This window comes from Spongiactinospora gelatinilytica, assembly GCF_003236385.1.
GTDB classification, from domain to species: Bacteria; Actinomycetota; Actinomycetes; order Streptosporangiales; family Streptosporangiaceae; genus Spongiactinospora; species Spongiactinospora gelatinilytica.
On the sequence record NZ_POUA01000047.1, the window covers coordinates 1 to 17,661 of the forward strand.

Annotated in this window: 17 protein-coding genes; 10 read left to right on the top strand and 7 right to left on the bottom strand. The window is 70.9% G+C overall.

What is annotated here, in order from left to right:
- The first annotated feature begins 1,150 nt into the window (after positions 1 to 1,150).
- A complete protein-coding gene (locus C1I98_RS44940; RefSeq protein ID WP_267898027.1) occupies positions 1,151 to 1,279 on the top strand; it encodes a hypothetical protein in 129 nt (42 codons plus the stop codon).
- A gap of 435 nt (positions 1,280 to 1,714) precedes the next feature.
- Here the strand turns inward: C1I98_RS44940 and hutI are convergent, their stop codons facing one another.
- The 3 genes from hutI to C1I98_RS08915 form a co-directional block, all read right to left on the bottom strand.
- Positions 1,715 to 2,929 (bottom strand): imidazolonepropionase, encoded by a 1,215-nt coding sequence (hutI, locus tag C1I98_RS08905; protein WP_111166598.1) that lies wholly within the window; start codon positions 2,927 to 2,929, stop codon positions 1,715 to 1,717.
- Positions 2,930 to 3,382: 453 nt separating this feature from the next.
- Positions 3,383 to 4,846: a GTPase HflX gene (gene hflX / locus C1I98_RS08910; protein ID WP_111166599.1), complete on the bottom strand. Its 1,464-nt coding sequence runs from the start codon at positions 4,844 to 4,846 to the stop codon at positions 3,383 to 3,385.
- Between the two features lie 99 nt (positions 4,847 to 4,945).
- The gene (locus C1I98_RS08915) at positions 4,946 to 5,641 is read right to left on the bottom strand and encodes a DUF4097 family beta strand repeat-containing protein (RefSeq protein ID WP_111166600.1); all 696 of its coding nucleotides are present in this window, start codon (positions 5,639 to 5,641) and stop codon (positions 4,946 to 4,948) included.
- Between the two features lie 242 nt (positions 5,642 to 5,883).
- On the opposite strand from C1I98_RS08915, the gene aceB reads away from it, so the two are divergent.
- The 6 genes from aceB (at position 5,884) to C1I98_RS08945 (ending at position 12,571) form a co-directional block, all read left to right on the top strand.
- Complete coding sequence (aceB, locus tag C1I98_RS08920; protein WP_111166601.1) at positions 5,884 to 7,473, top strand: malate synthase A; 1,590 nt, start codon at positions 5,884 to 5,886, stop codon at positions 7,471 to 7,473.
- A gap of 113 nt (positions 7,474 to 7,586) precedes the next feature.
- Positions 7,587 to 9,032 (top strand): FAD-linked oxidase C-terminal domain-containing protein, encoded by a 1,446-nt coding sequence (locus C1I98_RS08925; RefSeq protein ID WP_111166602.1) that lies wholly within the window; start codon positions 7,587 to 7,589, stop codon positions 9,030 to 9,032.
- Positions 9,032 to 10,258, top strand: a complete 1,227-nt coding sequence (locus C1I98_RS08930) for an FAD-binding oxidoreductase (protein WP_111166603.1) — start codon at positions 9,032 to 9,034, stop codon at positions 10,256 to 10,258. Before C1I98_RS08925 ends, C1I98_RS08930 begins: the two co-directional genes overlap by 1 nt.
- Before the next feature lie 39 nt (positions 10,259 to 10,297).
- Positions 10,298 to 11,548 (top strand): (Fe-S)-binding protein, encoded by a 1,251-nt coding sequence (locus tag C1I98_RS08935; protein WP_111166604.1) that lies wholly within the window; start codon positions 10,298 to 10,300, stop codon positions 11,546 to 11,548.
- Positions 11,549 to 11,553: 5 nt separating this feature from the next.
- Positions 11,554 to 12,318 (top strand): IclR family transcriptional regulator, encoded by a 765-nt coding sequence (locus C1I98_RS08940; RefSeq protein ID WP_199536816.1) that lies wholly within the window; start codon positions 11,554 to 11,556, stop codon positions 12,316 to 12,318.
- A 31-nt stretch (positions 12,319 to 12,349) separates the two neighbouring features.
- On the top strand, positions 12,350 to 12,571 hold the full coding sequence (locus tag C1I98_RS08945; RefSeq protein WP_111166606.1) for a DUF2277 domain-containing protein: 222 nt from the start codon (positions 12,350 to 12,352) through the stop codon (positions 12,569 to 12,571).
- On the opposite strand, the gene C1I98_RS08950 is transcribed toward C1I98_RS08945, so the two are convergent.
- Together C1I98_RS08950 and C1I98_RS08955 are read right to left on the bottom strand one after the other, a co-directional pair.
- On the bottom strand, positions 12,568 to 13,527 hold the full coding sequence (locus C1I98_RS08950) for an SPFH domain-containing protein (protein WP_111166607.1): 960 nt from the start codon (positions 13,525 to 13,527) through the stop codon (positions 12,568 to 12,570). The two genes, C1I98_RS08945 and C1I98_RS08950, sit on opposite strands and share 4 nt — an antisense overlap.
- A 48-nt stretch (positions 13,528 to 13,575) precedes the next feature.
- Complete coding sequence (locus tag C1I98_RS08955) at positions 13,576 to 14,037, bottom strand: septum formation initiator (protein WP_111166608.1); 462 nt, start codon at positions 14,035 to 14,037, stop codon at positions 13,576 to 13,578.
- A gap of 101 nt (positions 14,038 to 14,138) precedes the next feature.
- On the opposite strand from C1I98_RS08955, the gene C1I98_RS08960 reads away from it, so the two are divergent.
- The 3 genes from C1I98_RS08960 (at position 14,139) to C1I98_RS08970 (ending at position 16,474) form a co-directional block, all read left to right on the top strand.
- Positions 14,139 to 14,819, top strand: a complete 681-nt coding sequence (locus C1I98_RS08960; RefSeq protein WP_111166609.1) for a response regulator transcription factor — start codon at positions 14,139 to 14,141, stop codon at positions 14,817 to 14,819.
- Between the two features lie 10 nt (positions 14,820 to 14,829).
- On the top strand, positions 14,830 to 16,101 hold the full coding sequence (locus tag C1I98_RS08965) for a sensor histidine kinase (protein ID WP_111166610.1): 1,272 nt from the start codon (positions 14,830 to 14,832) through the stop codon (positions 16,099 to 16,101).
- 67 nt (positions 16,102 to 16,168) lie between these two features.
- Positions 16,169 to 16,474, top strand: a complete 306-nt coding sequence (locus tag C1I98_RS08970; RefSeq protein WP_111166611.1) for a PepSY domain-containing protein — start codon at positions 16,169 to 16,171, stop codon at positions 16,472 to 16,474.
- Between the two features lie 31 nt (positions 16,475 to 16,505).
- Here the strand turns inward: C1I98_RS08970 and C1I98_RS08975 are convergent, their stop codons facing one another.
- The gene (locus C1I98_RS08975) at positions 16,506 to 17,189 is read right to left on the bottom strand and encodes an HNH endonuclease family protein (RefSeq protein ID WP_233507532.1); all 684 of its coding nucleotides are present in this window, start codon (positions 17,187 to 17,189) and stop codon (positions 16,506 to 16,508) included.
- A gap of 93 nt (positions 17,190 to 17,282) precedes the next feature.
- On the bottom strand, positions 17,283 to 17,591 hold the full coding sequence (locus C1I98_RS08980) for a hypothetical protein (protein ID WP_146607343.1): 309 nt from the start codon (positions 17,589 to 17,591) through the stop codon (positions 17,283 to 17,285).
- Between the last annotated feature and the right edge of the window lie 70 nt (positions 17,592 to 17,661).

Consider the following 17,661-nt stretch of genomic DNA (forward strand, 5'->3'; position numbering starts at 1 on the left):
CCCCCGGACCGACCGCCGATACCCGACAACTCATCGGAAAGATCACTGACATCCACCGGCTCGCCCGGAATGCCCCCGGGCATCGCCAACCCATTGGAGCGACCTCCAAAGCCAGCCGACATAACAGGACGATCGCAAGAGCTCGTCAGCTCATCTGGGACACGTCCAAAGTCCGCTGACCCACCGGGCTGATCCCTCAGGGTCGGGGGCTCATCGGGAAGATCGGAGCCCGCCCGCTCGTCCGGGGTGTCCCCAAGGCCCGCCGGCTCAGCAGGGCGGCTTCTGATATTCACCGGCGCGTTGGGGAGGTCGGTCTCCTCATGATGGGTGAAGTCGTCGGACCGGCGGCGTCTAAGCCGTGCTCGCAGGCCGCCACGCGCTGGCGTCGGGCCTGCCCGTTTCTCTCGTTTACGCCGGGCCTTCTCCCGCTTCTTCTCTCTTGACCCTTGTAGCCGCTCGTGCGCCTCCATGGCCTCGGGCCAGGCCCAGTCCCACCCTTGCGCCTGCTGCCCCCATAGGGCCTCCCCCGCGGCCATCAGCTCCGCTTCGCTGGCCTGAGTCAACGGGAACCCTTCCGAAGCGGCCCGGTGCCCCTCTGCAGGCTTCTGCCGATCGGGCACGCCCGTCCAAGCCGAAACCTCCCGAGCGAATGCCTCCGCCGCGCCGGCCCGAGCGGGATGCGTCCGGGGCAACCCTTCCAGCCCACCCGGCCGCACCCCGGTCGTCGGAGCCGTATCCACCAGGGGCAGCTGCCCCGTCCCACCTTTTCGAGTGGGATCGTCCCGTTGGACTCGCTCCTGCACCCCGGCCGCTGCCGGCCCGACCTGGCCTGGCCCGCTCGCTGACGGCCAGCCCCACTCGGGCGCCTTCGGCCTCGCCTGCTGGTGGTCCGCTTGCGGCCGAGTGCGCTGAGATGGAGGCAGGAGGGCCTGCAGTCTCGCCTCTGGAGTCGTGCGGGCAGATCGCATATTCGCCATGCAGCGCACGTTAGGCGGCAATCGGCCGCCGCTTCGGCGCCGAATGCGATTCTGGGGATAACCCTGCCGACTCCCGCGATCAAGCCTGTGGACAACGGCTTGCTGCCACGCCTACAGCAGCAAAATGCGGATCAAACGCCAGCGCTGCGGTAGCGGTAGGATGCTGGCTATCGGTGCCCGCGTCGCTGCCGATCGGATCTGCAGAAGCCATCAAGATCACGCAGCCGAACCTCTGGACCATGACGCCCACGGCACCCACAGCAGCAAACCAGACCACCACTGCGGCAACCGCCGGCCTGTGACACCAACATCGAAAACCGCGCCGCCCCTGACCCAGGCGCAGACCATAGGCGCCAGTTCACACGAGCAACACATGACGACGACCCGCGCCGAACCGGATCACACCTCGGGGTCATGGCAATCGGCGAGCTGCGGTACTCGGACGACGCCGACGCCAATATCGGTGTCGGTGTCGCCGCCGATTGGGGCGGCCCAAGCCGGAAGGGCGGTCATGGGGGGCCGCCGACATGAGGGTGGCGTGGGCCGGCCAGATGGCGGATTCGGGTGCCTGCATGAGCCATCGGGGACTCCTGAAGAGGAGCGCTGGGGCGACCCCCATCGAGGGTGCAGGGCGGAGAAGGGCCAGGGTCCCGGGTGAACTGGAAGAGAGGGGGCAGGGTCGGGTCGCGAGACGTACCGGCTGAGAAAGCAGCCCCATGTACTTGCCGGGTGATCCCTTACTGGACGGGGGTGCCGCCGCTCCAGACGCGCTTGGGCTTGAGGCCGAAGGACCAGGCGAAGGCGCCCTCGTGGTCGGCGTCCCATTGGACGATGTCGGCGAGGCGGCCCGGGGCGAGGACGCCGCGGTCAGGGGCGCTCAGGACGGTGGCACCGCCGAGGGTGGCGGCGCGGAGTGCGTCGTTGACGCTCATGCCGAAGGCGGACACGGCCAGGCTGATCACCAGTGCCATCGAGGTGATGCCACAGTGGCCGGGGTTGTGGTCGCTGCCGAGCGCGATCGGAACGCCCTGGGCGATCATGCGCCGGACCGGCGGCATGGCGCCCATGCCGTGCTGCATCGCGGTGGCCGGGCAGACGACGGCGGGGATGCCGTAGCGGCCGAGGACCGCGATGTCCTCGTCGGAGGTGTGGTGCAGCAGGTCGGCGGAGGCGCAGCCGAGCTCGGCCGCGAGCTGGACGGCGCCGCGCCTGCTGTAGGCGCCGGCGTGGATGCGCGGCAGCAGGCCCACGTTGCGGCCGGAGGCGAGCACCCAGCGCGCCTCCTCGGTGGTGAAGTGGCCCTCGTCGCAGTAGACGTCCACGCTGTCGGCACCGGCCGCCGCGGCGTCGCCGCACCAGGAGCCGACCGCCTCCACGTAGTCGCGCTGGCGGCCGAAGTATTCGGGCGGCACGACGTGGGCGGCCAGGAAGGTCGCGTGGATGCGCGGCATCATCGGCTCCTTCTCCAGCTCGCGCAGCAGCCGGATGTCGGCCAGCTCGCCGTCGCGGGTGAGGTGGTAGCCGGTCTTGGCCTCGACGGTCGTGGTGCCGTTGAGCAGCCATTCGCGCAGACGCTCGCGTACGCCGTTGCAAAGAGTCCAGGGATCGGTGCCGCGGGTCACCGTGACGGTGGAGCCGATGCCGCCGCCCGCGGCGTTGATGGCGCTCGACGAGGAGCCGCCGGAGCGCATCGCCATTTCGGCGTAGCGGTTGCCCGCGTAGACGGGATGGGTGTGGGCGTCGATGAGGCCGGGAGTCACCAGGGCACCGCCGAGGTTCTCCACGTGGTCGACGTCGACGATGTCGTCGACGACTCCGGGCACGCTCTGCGGCAGGTCGGCCGCGCGGCCCACCCAGGCGATGCGATCGTTGTGGACCAGGATCGCGGCGTTGCTGCAGACGTCGTTCCCGGTCCAGAGCCGACCGATATTGGTCAGCAGGCGAACGGTCATCGCATCACCGCCCGGTCGGGCACCCCGAGGGTGAGCGGTGCCCCGGCTCGCTCGGGCGCCATCGCGCCAAGAGGGCCCGCTCGCATTCCGGACGACATCGGGGGTCTCCTGCTCTCATCCGCTTGAGGTTGTGCGGTGACCGTATCGCCGTGATCATGATCCGGCGATTTCAGTTCAGTTACGTTATTTCACAGGTCGGCTCGGTGTACAGGGTTATTCGCGAAGAACGCCCTGTCGATCTAGCGCTCTCCCGCTGGGGGCGGCCGGTCGTCCCGCCTTGCTCGCCGGCGCGACAGCGCATCTCAGGCCACATCTTGGCGGACCAGCATCAGAACTCACAACAGCCGACATACGAAACCCGCGCCAGAATCGTGTCGAAAGGTTTGGCTAATAGTAGCAATACGGACCCTTCCGGGCCACCTTCTCGCTTCTCGGCCCCGGAAGGACCCCGTCTCAGCTTACGATCTCCACCGGCTTGGCGTGCCGTTCCAGCTCCACGAAGAGGCTGGGCAGCACCCGGGCGTGCAGGATGCTGCCGTCGCCGGTGTGCTCGACGGACAGCACCTCGCCTTCCGTGTGGGCACGGGAGATCAGGTCGCCCCTGTTGTACGGCACCAGCATCCGGACCTCGTGGTCCAGCCTGGGCAGCTCGCGCTCGATGACGGCCATCAGCTCGTCGATGCCCGCGCCGGTCCGGGCGGAGACCACCACGGCGCCGCGCTCCTTGGCGATGAGCGCGGCGAGCGCCACCGGGTCGGCGGCGTCGACCTTGTTGATGACGACGATCTCCGGGATGCCGCCCGCGTCGACGTCGCTCAGCACCTCGCGTACCGCGGCGAGCTGGGACTCGGGGTCGGGGTGGGAGCCGTCCACGACGTGCAGGATCAGGTCGGCGTCGGCGACCTCCTCCAGCGTCGAGCGGAACGCCTCGATGAGCTGGTGCGGCAGGTGCCTGACGAACCCCACGGTGTCGGCGATGGTGAAGAGCCTGCCGTCGGCCGTGCGTGAGCGCCGTACGGTCGGGTCGAGCGTGGCGAACAGCGCGTCCTCCACCAGCACGCCGGCTCCGGTGAGGCGGTTGAGCAGGGAGGACTTGCCCGCGTTGGTGTAGCCGGCGATGGCTACCGCGGGGACCTCACGCTCGCGCCTGCGGGTGCGCATGGTCTCGCGCGCGGTGGACATCTCGCCGATCTGGCGGCGCAGCTTGCCCATCCGGGTGCGGATCCGCCGCCGGTCCAGCTCGATCTTCGTCTCACCGGGGCCACGGCCGCCGATGCCGACGCCGCCCGCGGCCCGGCCGCCCACCTGGCGCGACAGGTTGCCGCCCCAGCCGCGCAGCCGTGGCATGAGGTATTCGAGCTGGGCCAGTTCGACCTGGGCCTTGCCCTCGCGGCTCTTGGCGTGCTGGGCGAAGATGTCCAGGATCAGCGCGGTCCGGTCGATCACCTTGACCTTGACCACTTCTTCGAGTTGGCGGAGCTGGCCAGGGGTCAGCTCGCCGTCGCAGATCACGGTGTCGGCGCCGCTCGCGGCGACGACGTCGCGCAGCTCCACGGCCTTGCCCGAGCCGATGTAGGTCGCCGGGTCGGGCTTTTGGCGGCGCTGGATCAGGCCCTCCAGGACCTCTGAGCCCGCCGTCTCGGCCAGCAGCTTCAGCTCCATCAGAGAGTTGTCCGCGTCAGCGGCCGTGCCCTGTGTCCACACGCCCACCAGGACGACACGCTCCAGCCTGAGCCGGCGGTACTCGACCTCGGTGATGTCTTCCAGCTCTGTGGAGAGCCCCGCCACGCGGCGGAGCGCCTGGCGGTCTTCCAGGTCGAGCTCGCCCGCCTCAGGGGTGATTTGGGAGATCAGCTCCAGGTCGTCCCACTCGCGGGCGCTGTCACGGGTGAACCGGGTACGGGAATCGTTCGGCATATAGGTCATCTCTGTGAGGAGAACGCTCGGACACCGTGGTGTCTTCCCCGATGGTGACACGTCTTAGCCCGGCGTTCATCCGGATATCTTCGCGGGCCGTCAGGATTTCAAGACCGACGCGTTCCCGGAGCCCGTGGTCAGCGTCAGCTTGTTGGGGACGGACCTGTCCTGGGCCACCTCGACCTTCTCCGAGCCCGAGCCCACGTCGAGCTTCACGTCGTACCTGCCGTCCGGGACGTACACCGTGGCATCGCCCGACCCTGTCTCGACCTCCACCTCGTCCGGGATGGCCGTGTACTTGAACTGCACGTTGCCCGACCCCGTCTCCACCAGCGCCGACTTGCCCGTCAGGCCCGCCGCCTCGATGTCGCCGGAACCGGTGTTGGCGGTCACCCCGCCGGACGCGGCGCGCAGGGTGATGTTCCCCGAGCCGGTGTTCAGGGTCAGCGCGACCCCTTTGGGGATCTCCACCCGGTAGTCCACCGAGCAGGTGGTCACCCCGATCCCGTGGGGGCAGTCGTAGCGAAGGGTGACCTTGTCGCCGTTGACCGGGTGCTCGGCCTTGGGCTTCTGCCCGCGCCAGTGGATCGTCTCGGTGACCTTGATCCCCTTGCGGTCAGACTCCGTGATGATGATGTCGCCCGCCCCCGTCTCCACCTGCATCTGGGCGATCTTCTCGGTGATGTCGTAGTTGGCCACGTCCTCCTTCTCGGGCCCGCCGAATCCGCCCACTCCGCAACCGGCCAGGATGAGCCCGGTTCCGAGGACCGCCCCCGCTACGGCGTACCTGTTCATCTTCCAAACCCTCGTCTCTTCGGAGTCGCCGACTGTGTCTCCGCGATCAGCTTGGCGCGGATCACGGCTTCGTGCCCATCGGGGAGTCCCCCACCCGTCCCCCGGGATCACCCCTGAATGAAATGTCCGGGGTAGCCCGGAAAGTCAGGGGTCCCTCGTTGACGTCTCAGCGGCATGAAGTAGCGTCACTTCCATAATCCAGAAGACAGTTTCCATTCTACGGAAAACCCAAAGGGGAGGCCATGGACAGTGTGGAGATCACCGGCCCCATGCTGGACCGGTTCGACGAGATCCTGACGCCCGAGGCGCTGGCGTTCACGGCGGCGCTGCAGCGCGAGTTCGGGCCACGCCGCACCGAACTCCTCCAGTCGCGCCAGGCGAGGCAGGCGGAGCTGTCGGCCGGCGCGACCCTCGACTTCCTTCCGGAGACCAAACAGATCCGTGAGGACGACGCCTGGCGGGTCGCCGACCCCGCGCCCGGCCTGGTGGACCGCAGGGTGGAGATCACCGGTCCGGTCGACAAGAAGATGACCATCAACGCGCTCAACTCCGGCGCCAAGGTCTGGCTGGCCGACTTCGAGGACGCCAACTCCCCGCTTTGGGAGAACTGCGTCAACGGCCAGCTCAACCTGCGTGACGCGCTCGACCGCACGATCGACTTCTCCGCCGGCGAGAAGACCTACGCCCTGCGCCCGGAGGACGAACTCGCCACCGTCGTGGTGCGGCCGCGCGGCTGGCACCTGGACGAGAAGCACCTGCTCGTGGACGGTGCGCCCGTCTCGGCGTCGCTGTTCGACTTCGCCCTGTACTTCTTCCACTGCGCCCGCCGCCAGATCGCCAAGGGCCGCGGCCCGTACTTCTACCTGCCCAAGATCGAGTCGCACCAGGAGGCCCGCCTCTGGAACGACGTGTTCGTCCGGGCCCAGGAGGCCCTGGACATCCCGCACGGCACGATCAGGGCGACCGTGCTCATCGAGACCTACCCGGCCGCGTTCGAGATGGAGGAGATCCTCTACGAGCTGCGCGAGCACTCCGCGGGGCTGAACGCCGGCCGCTGGGACTACCTGTTCAGCGTCATCAAGAAGTTCCGCACCAGAGGGCGGGAGTTCCTGCTGCCCGAGCGCAACGCCGTCACGATGACCGCGCCGTTCATGCGCGCATACACCGAGCTGCTGGTCAGCACCTGCCACCGGCGCGGCGCCCACGCCATCGGCGGCATGGCGGCGTTCATCCCCTCCCGGCGTGACCCCGAGGTCAACAAGGTCGCGCTGGAGAAGGTCCGCGCCGACAAGACCAGGGAGTCCGGAGACGGCTTCGACGGCTCGTGGGTGGCCCACCCCGACCTCGTCCCGATCTGCCGTGAGGTCTTCGACGGCGTGCTCGGCGACCGGCCCAACCAGGTGGACAGGCTGCGCGACGACGTTCAGGTCACCGCCGAGGCCCTGCTGGCGGTCTCGCAGACGCCCGGCGAGATCACCGAGGCCGGGCTGCGCGCCAACGTGAACGTCGCACTGCGCTACCTCGCCGCCTGGATGGCGGGCAGCGGCGCGGTGGCGATCTTCAACCTGATGGAAGACGCCGCGACCGCCGAGATCTGCCGGTCCCAGGTCTGGCAGTGGATCCACAACGACATCGAGCTGTCCGACACCGGGATCACGGTCACCCGCGCCCTGGTGGAGCGGGTCATCGAGGAGGAGCTGACCAAGATCCGTACCGAGCCCGGCTACGACGAGGCCCGCTTCGCCGAGGCCGCCGCCCTGTTCAGGGAGGTCGCCCTGGACGACGACTTCACCGACTTCCTCACCCTTCCGGCCTACGCTCGCATGCCCTGATCCGCCCGTCCCGGACGAGGGATCTTCGCCGCGCGGGCGAGGGTCCCTCGCCGGGTGCGTCCACCCTGGCGTTGCAGGAGGATGGAAAGGGAGGAGGAGCCATCGTGACCGAAATGGCCGACGTGCTGCCCGGGAGACTGGCCGGCGTCCTCGGGGCGGACGCCGTGATCACCGATCCCGTGCGGCTGCGCACCTACGAATGTGACGGCCTCACCTACCACCGCGCCACGCCGGGGGTCGTGGTGCTGCCGGAGACGGCCGAGCAGGTGGCCGCCGTGGTGCGGCTGTGCAACGAGTACGGCGTGCCGTTCGTGGCGCGCGGCGCGGGGACGGGCCTGTCCGGGGGCGCGCTGCCCAGGACCGACGGAGTGCTCCTGGTGACCTCCCGGATGCGGCGGATCGTGGAGATCGACCTGCCCAACCGCCGGGCGGTCGTGGAGCCCGGCGTCACCAACCTGGCGATCACCGAGGCGGTTCGCGACCAGGGCTACTACTACGCCCCCGACCCCTCCAGCCAGCAGGTCTGCTCGATCGGCGGCAACGTCGCGGAGAACTCCGGGGGCGCGCACTGCCTGAAGTACGGCTTCACGGTCAACCACGTCGAGGCGCTGGAGATCGTCACGCCCGACGGCGACATCGTCACCCTCGACACCCGCGATCCCGGATACGACCTGGCCGGGGCCTTCGTCGGGTCGGAGGGCACGCTCGGGGTGACGACCAAGATCACGGTACGGCTGAGCCGCACGCCCGAGTCGGTGATCACGCTCCTCGCCGCGTTCCGCGACGTCGAGACGGGCGGGCTGGCCGTCTCGCGGATCATCGCCGAGGGCATCGTGCCCGCCGCGATCGAGATGATGGACGCGCTGGCCATCGAGGCGGCCGAGGCCGCGGTCCGGTGCGGCTATCCGCAGGGCGCGGCCGCGGTGCTGATCGTGGAGCTGGACGGCCCCGCCGCCGAGGTCGCCGGGCAGTTCGCCGCGGTGACCCGGATCTGTGAGGAGAGCGGGTCCTTCGAGCTGCGCACCGCCGACGGCCCGGAGGAGCGCGCGGCGATCTGGAAGGGCCGCAAGTCGGCGTTCGCGGCGGTCGGGCGGATCAGCCCGGCCTACATCGTCCAGGACGGCGTGGTGCCGCGCACGGCGCTGCCGAGGGTGCTGGCGGGCATCGACCGGCTGTCGGCCGAGCACGGCATCCGGGTGGCGAACGTGTTCCACGCGGGCGACGGCAACCTGCACCCGCTGGTGCTGTTCGACGACGCCGAGCCGGGAGCGGGCGAGCGGGCCGAACTGGTGTCGGCCCGCATCCTCGACCTGTGCGTGGAGAACGGCGGATCCATCACGGGCGAGCACGGCGTCGGAGTTGATAAGGCCCGATATATGCCGAGAATGTTCTCAAAAGACGACCTGGACACCATGCAACTCGTCCGCTGCGCGTTCGACCCACGCGGGCTGTCCAATCCGGGGAAGGTCTTCCCGACCCCCCGCCTGTGCGGGGAGGTCCCCGGCGTGCGCAAGGGCGTCCATCCGCTGGTCGCGTCCGGGAAGGCGGAGCAGTTCTGATGTCCGGCGCGCAGGAGTCCCGGCGCGAGGCCGCGGCGTCCCTGGAGAAGATCGGGGTGACGATACGCGACGGCGGTCCCGGCGATGAGGTGGCCGGGCTGCGCCCGAGCTGGGTCGCGCTGCCCGAGTCCACCGACGAGATCGCCGCGGTGCTGCGCGCCGCGGCCGGGCACGACCTCGCCGTGCTCCCCGTCGGCGGCGGCACGAAGCTGCACTGGGGCCCGCCGCCCGAGCGCTGCGACCTGCTGCTCGACACCTGCTGCCTGGCCGCGGCGCCCGATCACGCGGCCGGTGACCTGGTGGTCCGCGCCCAGGCCGGAGTGACCATGGAGGCGCTGGCCGGCCTGCTCGCGCGAAGCGGCCAGGAGCTGGCACTTGACGTCCCGATGGCGGGCGCCACCGTGGGCGGCACTCTGGCCACCGCGACGGCCGGCCCGCGGCGGTTCAGGTACGGCACGGCGCGCGACCTGCTGATCGGCATCACGGTCGTACTGGCCGACGGCACGGTGGCCCGGTCCGGCGGCCGGGTCGTCAAGAACGTCGCGGGTTACGACCTGGGCAAGCTGTTCACCGGCTCCTACGGCACGCTCGGCGTCATCGCCGAGGCCACGTTCCGCCTCCACCCACTGCCCGCCCAGCGCCGCTGGATCGCCTTCACCGCGCCGGACCCGCACGCCGCCCGCGCGCTCGTCGCCGCGCTCGCCGCCGCCCAGGCCGAGCCGAGCGCCGTCGAGCTGGACTGGCCCGACCCCGGCGCGCCGCTGACCGTGTCCGCCCTGATCGAGGGCACGGCCGCCGACCGGCGTGCCGCCGCCCTGCTCCCCTTGGGCGAGGCGGCGGCGCTCCCGCCGGAGTATCCGGAGTACGAGGACGACGCCGATGGGGCGCTGCTCGAGCTGCGGGTGCCGCCCGCGAGCCTGGCCACGGCGCTGCTCACCGTGCGCGACGCGGCCGAGCGGGCGGGCCTGAGCCCGCGCGTGAGCGGCGCGGCGGCCTCGGGGGTGCTCCGCATCGCCCTGCCGGCCCATGAGGGCCTCAGCGGCTTCGTGAGCGCCGTGCGCGCGGCCATCGACGGCCGGCTCATCGTCGTCGCCGCGCCCGAGCCCCTGATGCGCCGGCTCGATCCATGGGGCGAGACCGGGGCGCTGACGCTGATGCGCCGGGTCAAGGAGCGGTTGGACCCCGGGCGCCGGATGTCGCCCGGCCGGTTCGTCGGAGGCATCTGAGGTGTCGCCGGAGACATCCGAGGCGGAGGAGGGACGACGATGGACCCCGAGCTGATCAAGGATTGCGTGCACTGCGGGTTCTGCCTGCCGGCATGCCCGACGTACGTGCTGTGGGGCGAGGAGATGGACTCCCCACGCGGGCGGATCCACCTGATGAAGCAGCACGTCGAGGGCACCCCGATCACCCCGGAGATGGCCGGGCACTTCGATGCCTGCCTGGGGTGCATGTCATGCGTGACCGCGTGCCCGTCGGGCGTGCGCTACGACCGGCTGATCGAGCAGACCCGCGCCGAGGTCGAACGCGAGCACGTCAGGCAGCCGGAGGACCGCGCGCTGCGGGCCATGGTGTTCTCGTTGTTCCCCTACCCTCGGCGCCTTCGCGCGATGCGCCTGCCACTGCGGCTCAGCGGGCGGCTGCGGGCCAGGATCGCGCCGCGGCTGGCGGAGGTCAACCCGTCGCTCGCCGCGATGGCGGAGCTGGCCCCGTCCGTCACCGCGCGGGTCCGCCTGCCCCGCCGGGTGGCGGCCCGCGGCGAACGGCGGGCGGTGGTCGGAATGCTCACCGGGTGCGTGCAGGGCGAGTTCTTCCCGCAGGTCAACTCGGCCACGGCGCGGGTGCTGGCGATGGAGGGGTGCGAGGTGGTCATCCCGCCGGGCCAGGGCTGCTGCGGGGCGCTGTCGCTGCACTCCGGCCAGGAGGCGCAGGCGATCAGGCTCGCCAAACGGACGATAAAGACATTCGAGCGGGCCGGAGTGGACACGATCGTGGTGAACGCGGCGGGCTGCGGTTCCACCATGAAGGACTACGCGGACGTGCTCGCCGCCGAGCCCGCCTGGGCCGGACGGGCACGGGCGATCCGCACGGTGGACGTGAGCGAGTTCCTGGCCGGGCTCGGACCGGTGGCCGAGCGCCACCCGCTGCCGATCTCGGTGGCCTACCACGACGCCTGCCACCTGGCGCACGCGCAGGGCGTCCGCGCCGAGCCGCGCGCACTGCTGAACGGCATCCCCGGGCTCACGGTCAAGGAGATCGCCGAATCGTCGATCTGCTGCGGGTCGGCGGGCACCTACAACCTGTTCCAGCCGCAGGCCGCGCGGGAGCTGGGCGAGCGCAAGGCCGCGCGGGTGCTCGCGACCGGCGCGGACGTCCTGGTCTCGGCCAACCCCGGCTGCACCATGCAGATCACGGCGGCGCTGCGCCGGATGGGCGAGGCGGAGATCCCGGTCGCGCACACCGTGCAGGTCCTGGACGCCTCGCTGCGCGGCCTGCGGCTCGGGGTGCCGGCGTGAGCGAGGTGCAGAGTGTCGGCCGGGCGCTCGACCTGCTGGAGTCGCTGGCCGAACTGGGCGGCGAGGCGGGCATCTCGGAGCTGGCGGCCCGTACGACGCTGCCGTACGGGACGATCCACCGGCTGCTGCGCACGCTGCTCGCCCGCGGTTACGTGCGCCAGGAGTCCGACCGCCGGTACGCGCTCGGCGGGGCCTTGGTACGACTGGGCGGAGTGGCTCAGGGAATGGTCGGCGAGTGGGCTCAGCCGTACCTGACCCGTCTGGTGGAGCTGTCCGGCGAGACCGCCAACCTGGCCGTGCTCGAAGGCGACTTCATCGTCTACGTGGCCCAGGTGCCCTCGCCCCGGCGGCTGCGGATGTTCGCGGAGGTGGGACGAAGGGTGCTGCCGCACAGTACGGCGGTGGGCAAGGTACTGCTCGCCGCCCGGCCGGACGAGGAGGTCGTGGCGCTCATCGACCGGACCGGCACCCCGCGGCGCACCACCAACACGATCATCGGCCGGGCCGCCATGCTCGCCGCCCTGGACCGCGTCCGGGCCGAGGGCTACGCGCTCGACCTGGGCGAGGAGGAACTGGGCGTGCACTGCCTGGCCGTGCCCGTGCACGACGGCGACCGGGTGGTGGCGGCGATGTCGGTGTCGGGCCCGGCCGACCGGATCGACGCGCTGGACCGCGCCGAGCTGGCCGGGGGCATGCGGAAGATCGCCGACGAGTTCGGGACGGAGCTGGCGCCGCGCGCGAATCCCGACCGGCCCAATGACCCTGCATGAACCGGTCCCGACGACCCTGCATGATGGGAACATGTGCCGTAGTATCAAGACGCTCCGCCCGCCGTTCACCGAGACCGTGACCGAAGAGGAGATGCGCGCCGCCGCCCTGCAGTACGTCAGGAAGATCTCCGGCTTCCGGACCCCGGCCGCGCACAACGCCGAAGCCTTCGACCGGGCGGTGGCCGCCGTGACGGCCGCCACCGCCGATCTGCTCGGCTCCATCGAGGTGCGGGGCCAGGCCAGGGCCTCCTAACGGCGGCGGGGGCTGATGGTGATGTTGCCGTCCTGCGGGACGGGGATCACCTCGACCTTGCCGTCCTGGATCGCCTTCCACAGCACCGCGCCCTGCGGTCCGAGGACGCCGACCAGGTCCTTGATGGACTCCAGTTCGGTGCGGACCTTGGCGTTGCGCTGGGCCTGGGCGATGTTCTCGGCCTTGGCCGCCTGCTCGGCCGCCAGGGCGTTGACCAGCGACTCCGGCGGCTCGGGCTTCTGGATGGTGAGGACGACGTCGCCGCAGTCTCCGGCGCCGCCGAAGTTGGGGCTGCAGAAGTAGTCCGCGCCCGCGGTCTCCTTGATGAACTGCCGGGCGAGCTGCCCGACGCGCTGCTCCCACTGCTGCTTGACGGCCGGATCGTTGAACAGCTTGCGCCACTCGAACTCCTGCGAGGCGGCGTCCATGGCGCGGTCCAGGGGCTGCTTGAAGTAGAAGTTCAGCATCTTGTCCCAGCCGCTGGAGGATGACCCGCTCTCCTTGGAGTACGCGCCGAACTTCAGGCCGATCCGCTCGTGGAAATGCCGCAGCGTGCGGCAGTCGGTGTTCAGCGTGAACGTGGCCGAACCGGCGACCTGCATCTCCACGTTGTCCCTGGAGACGATCGAGATGGGCCGCGACTCCGAGTCCTCGGACCCGGAGAAGTCGAAGGTCCGCTGGCCGAAGGGGTAGGAGTAGGCGGTGTCCCCCGGTCCGAGCAGGGTCGCCCCGCTGGAGGGGTTGATGCACCTATCGAAGGCGATCGCCTCGAACGTGCCCCCCGCGTAGTGCAGGATCACCTCGTCGGGCCGGGTGCTGACCCGGGAGCAGCCGGCGAGTGCGAAACCGAGCGCGACGACCGCGACGACCGCGCCGATGAACCATTTCAGCAGCTTCCGGTTCCCCCCTTTCCCGCCCGAACCCGTGGTGACGCCCTGCTTCTTGCTCGTGCTCATGGCGGATCACCGTACTGGAGCCGCGGTCGCAATCTGGTATGAACCCGGTCACTCCGTGTCGTTTCCAATGGTGTGGACGGGCCTTCCGTTCGCGTCGCAGCGGACCTCGACCCGGATCTCGGTGTCGCCGGTCTCGAACTCCGCGCGCGCCCGCGTGGCGGGCCCGGCGTCCACGTCGTCCACCGCGTAGCCCTGGGCCGGGGTGAGGGACCGCAGGGCGGCCTTCCCGCCGGCGCATCGGGCGACCAGCGTGCCGCCTTCGGTCCTGATCAGGTCGTCGGCGCCGGGGCCGGAGGTGGGGCCGGGCGCGACCGGCGCCGAGGGAACGCCGGGCGGGGTGGCGACGGGCTGGGCGAGCAGTTGCCGTACCTGCTGCTCCGACAGCGGACCGCCCGCAGGGCCGGTCAGCGTGCCGCCGAGCAGCCCTATCAGGGCGACGCCCGCCGCGGTGGCCGCCGCGGCGGTACCGAGCCATCCCGCCGCCGCCAGCGCGAGTCGTCGCCTGTCCACATCGCCACCCTCCCCCGCGCGGTGATAAGCGGAGGTTAAGACGACCCTAACCCGCGTTCACCGGCTTCAACGGCGGGCCGCGGTGCCGATACCGTGGGCCGATGGCCAGTGTCCTGCTCGTCGAGGACGACGCGACGATCCGCACCGCGCTCACCCGGGGCCTGCGGGATCGCGGGCACGCCGTGTCCTCGGCCCCCACCGCCATGGACGGCCTGCGTGGCGCGCTGGAGGACCGCCCCGACCTGGTGGTGCTGGATCTGGGGCTGCCGGACCTCGACGGCGTGGAGATGCTGCGCATGCTGAGGGCGGTGAGCCGGGTCCCGGTGATCGTGGCCACCGCCCGCGACGGGGACGCGGCCATGGTGGGCGCGCTCGACGCGGGAGCCGACGACTATGTGGTCAAGCCGTTCAGCGCCGCCCAGCTCGACGCCCGCGTCCGTGCGGTGCTGCGCCGGGCCGGCGAGAGCCCGGCCGACTCCTCCGTGCAGGTCGGCGAACTCCGCCTGGACCCGCGCACGCGCGAGGCCGCACTCGGCGGCGACCCGCTCGATCTCACCCCGCGTGAGTTCGACCTGCTGCACTACCTGGCCGCGCGCGAGGGCCAGGTGATCGGCAAGCGGGAGCTGCTCACACAGGTCTGGCAGATCCCCTACGGCGGCGCGGACAAGACCGTGGACGTGCACCTTTCCTGGCTGCGGCGCAAGCTGAAGGAGACCGCCCAGCACCCGCGCTACCTGCACACCGTGCGCGGGGTCGGCGTCAAGCTGGTCGATCCGGCATGAGAGATCCGGTGTGAGAAGGTGGCTCGCGGTGCTGGTCGCGGCCACCACCTCGCTCGTCCTGATCGCCCTGCTCGTGCCGCTCGCCCTGCTGGTGCGGACCGCCGCGGAGAACCGCGCGGTGGGACAGGCGACCGGCGAGGCCGAGTCGGTGGCCGTGGCGGTCGGATCGGTGGACCCCGGCACGCTGGCCATCACCGTCGAACGCGCCACGCAGGCCACCGGCCATCCGATCACCGTGTTCCTGCCGGGCGGCTCCATCGTGGGCGCGCCCGCCCGGCGGACCCCGGCCGTCGAGTTGGCGGCGCGCGGCAGGAGCCTGGCCGCCGACGCCCCCGGCGGCCGGGAGATCCTGGTCGCCGTGCAGGGCGGCGGCGGCACCAGTGTGGTCCGTACGTACCTGAGCGACGCGAACCTCACCCGGGGTGTTCGCGAGGTGTGGCTCGGCATGCTGGCACTCGGCCTGGCGCTGATCGGGATCGGCATCGCGGTCGCCGACCGGCTGGCCGGGGCGATCATCCGGCCGATGGCCGCCACCGCGCGCGCCTCCCACCGGCTCGCGGCGGGCGACCTGTCGGCGCGGGCCGTACCCGAGGGCCCGCCAGAGGCACGGGCGGCGGCGCTCGCGCTCAACCGGCTGGCCGGGCGGATCGGCGACCTGCTCGCCGAGGAGCGGGAGGCGGTGGCCGACCTCTCACACCGCCTCCGCACGCCCCTGACGGGCCTCAGGCTGGACGCGGAGGCGCTTCGAAACCCCGAGGAGGCGGCGCGCATCGGAGCCCGTGTGGACGATCTGGAGCGCGCCGTCACCGCCGTGATCAACGAGGCCCGGCGGCGTTCAGGCGAGCGGCGGCACTGCGACGCGGCGGCGGTGGTGGCCGAGCGGGTCGCCTTCTGGTCGGCGCTGGCCGAGGACCAGGACCGCCCGGTCACCGTGGACCTGCACCCCGGGCCGCTGCCGGTCCCGCTGGCCGCCGAGGAACTGGTGGCGTCCGTGGACGCGCTGCTCGGCAACGTCTTCGCGCACACCCCGGAGGGCACCGCCCTGGCCGTACGACTGGCCCCCGGCGTGGTGATCGAGGTCGCCGACGAGGGCCCGGGGTTCCCTGCCCGTCGGCCGGCCCGGGGCAGCAGCGGAGCCGGGTCCACCGGGCTGGGGCTGGACATCGTCAGGCGGTCGGCCGAATCGGCCGGCGGGTCCATGACCCTGGGGCGCGGGCCGTACGGCGGAGCGGTGGTCACCGTCACCCTGCCGCAGGGCGATTCCCCTTTAGGGGCGGCATGACGACTTTAGGGGCGGCTTAACGACCGGCTAGCGCGGTTCTAAGGCGGGCGGCGGGAGTGTGGGGCCCATGAACACACGTAGCAGACTCGTCATCGCCCTGGGCGCGGGAGCGCTGGTCGGACTGACCGGCGGCGCGGCCCAGGCCGCCCCCTCCCCCGCCGCGACGCACGGGAAGAGCACCTGCGAGCGGGCGGTCGAGATCGCCAAGAAGAAGGCGCCGAGCGCCCGCGTCACCGATGTCGAACGGGATCGGGAGCACGGCCGGCAGGTGTGCCAGGTGGAACTGGAGAAGGGACGCTGGGAGTACGAGGTCCACGTGGCGCTGGACAACGGGAAGATCGTCAAGTTCGAGCGCGAGTACGACGACGACTGACGGCCTGCCCTCTTGCACGCGCCTCGATCGGTCAGCAGCCGGAAAGGATGCGCGCCATGGCGTCCTTCTCCGCCTGGGTGACCCACAGGTCGTACTTGACCTTCACGTCGATCTGGCGCGCCACGTAGTCACACCGGTAGGCGCGGCGCGGCGGCAGCCACGTCGCCGCGTCGCCCGCGCCCTTCTGGCTGTTCAGCGGGCCGTCCACGGCGAGGAGGTTCAGCGGGTCGTTGGCAAGCTCGCGCCGCTTGGCCTCGGCCAAGCGGGCCGCGCCCTTCTGCCAGGCGTCGGCGAGCGCCACCACGTGGTCGATCTGCACCTCCATGCTGGTCTTCTGCCCGCGCTCGAACTCTATGGTCTTCCCGCCGTAGGGGTCCTTGAGCGTCCCGGTCAGCACGATGCAGTCGTGCGTCCCCTTCTTGAAGGTCTCGTTCTCCAGGTCGCGTTTGAGGATGTCGTTCCTCGTGTCGCACCCGTTGCGATCGACATCGGCCCAGGCAGGGCCGAACTCGTCGCGGTCGAACCCGGTCATCGGCGCACGCCCCTTGACGGTGAGCCCGGCCAGCTCGTCCTGCGACTGCTGGACGTCGATCTTGCTCCCACCGCCCGGCTTCTCGTCGGGCAAATCCCCACGCGCCTCCACACCGGCGCAGCCCGCCAACGCCACCGCCGCCAGCGCCATCACCGCGGCCATCCGGTTCTTGCGGTTCCTCACCGTTGCTCCCAGGTCAAGGTTCAGTAATGGCTACGTATAGCAACTACCCAGAGGCGGTGGTGTTAGGGGGGGCTCCTCCATGAGAGTCAAATGTTATTGGGGTTCCAGGGGATTGGCCCGGTAGTTCATGAGTCTTGCCGCCCAGTGCCGGATGTCCTGCGGCATCCCAGGCGCGTCCCGTACGTCGGCGAGCCAACCGGCCACCTCGGCCGAGTACGGCGGGGCGCCGACCCAGCCGAGCGCCGCCCGCAGCCAGTAGGGCATCCCATCGGCGAGGGCCACACCGGGGAGCGCGTCCAGGGGAATGCGCTCGGTGAACCGGCCTGCGGGAAGGCCGTGCTTCTTCTCTTCGGCACGTGATTCGGCCAGCACTTCCGTGCGCGGGCGCGTCAAGAGCGGCAACAGGGCGATCGGTGATTCGGGGTCGATGGGGCGTGACGGTGCGTGGAATGTGCCGATGTAAAGCAGGTCG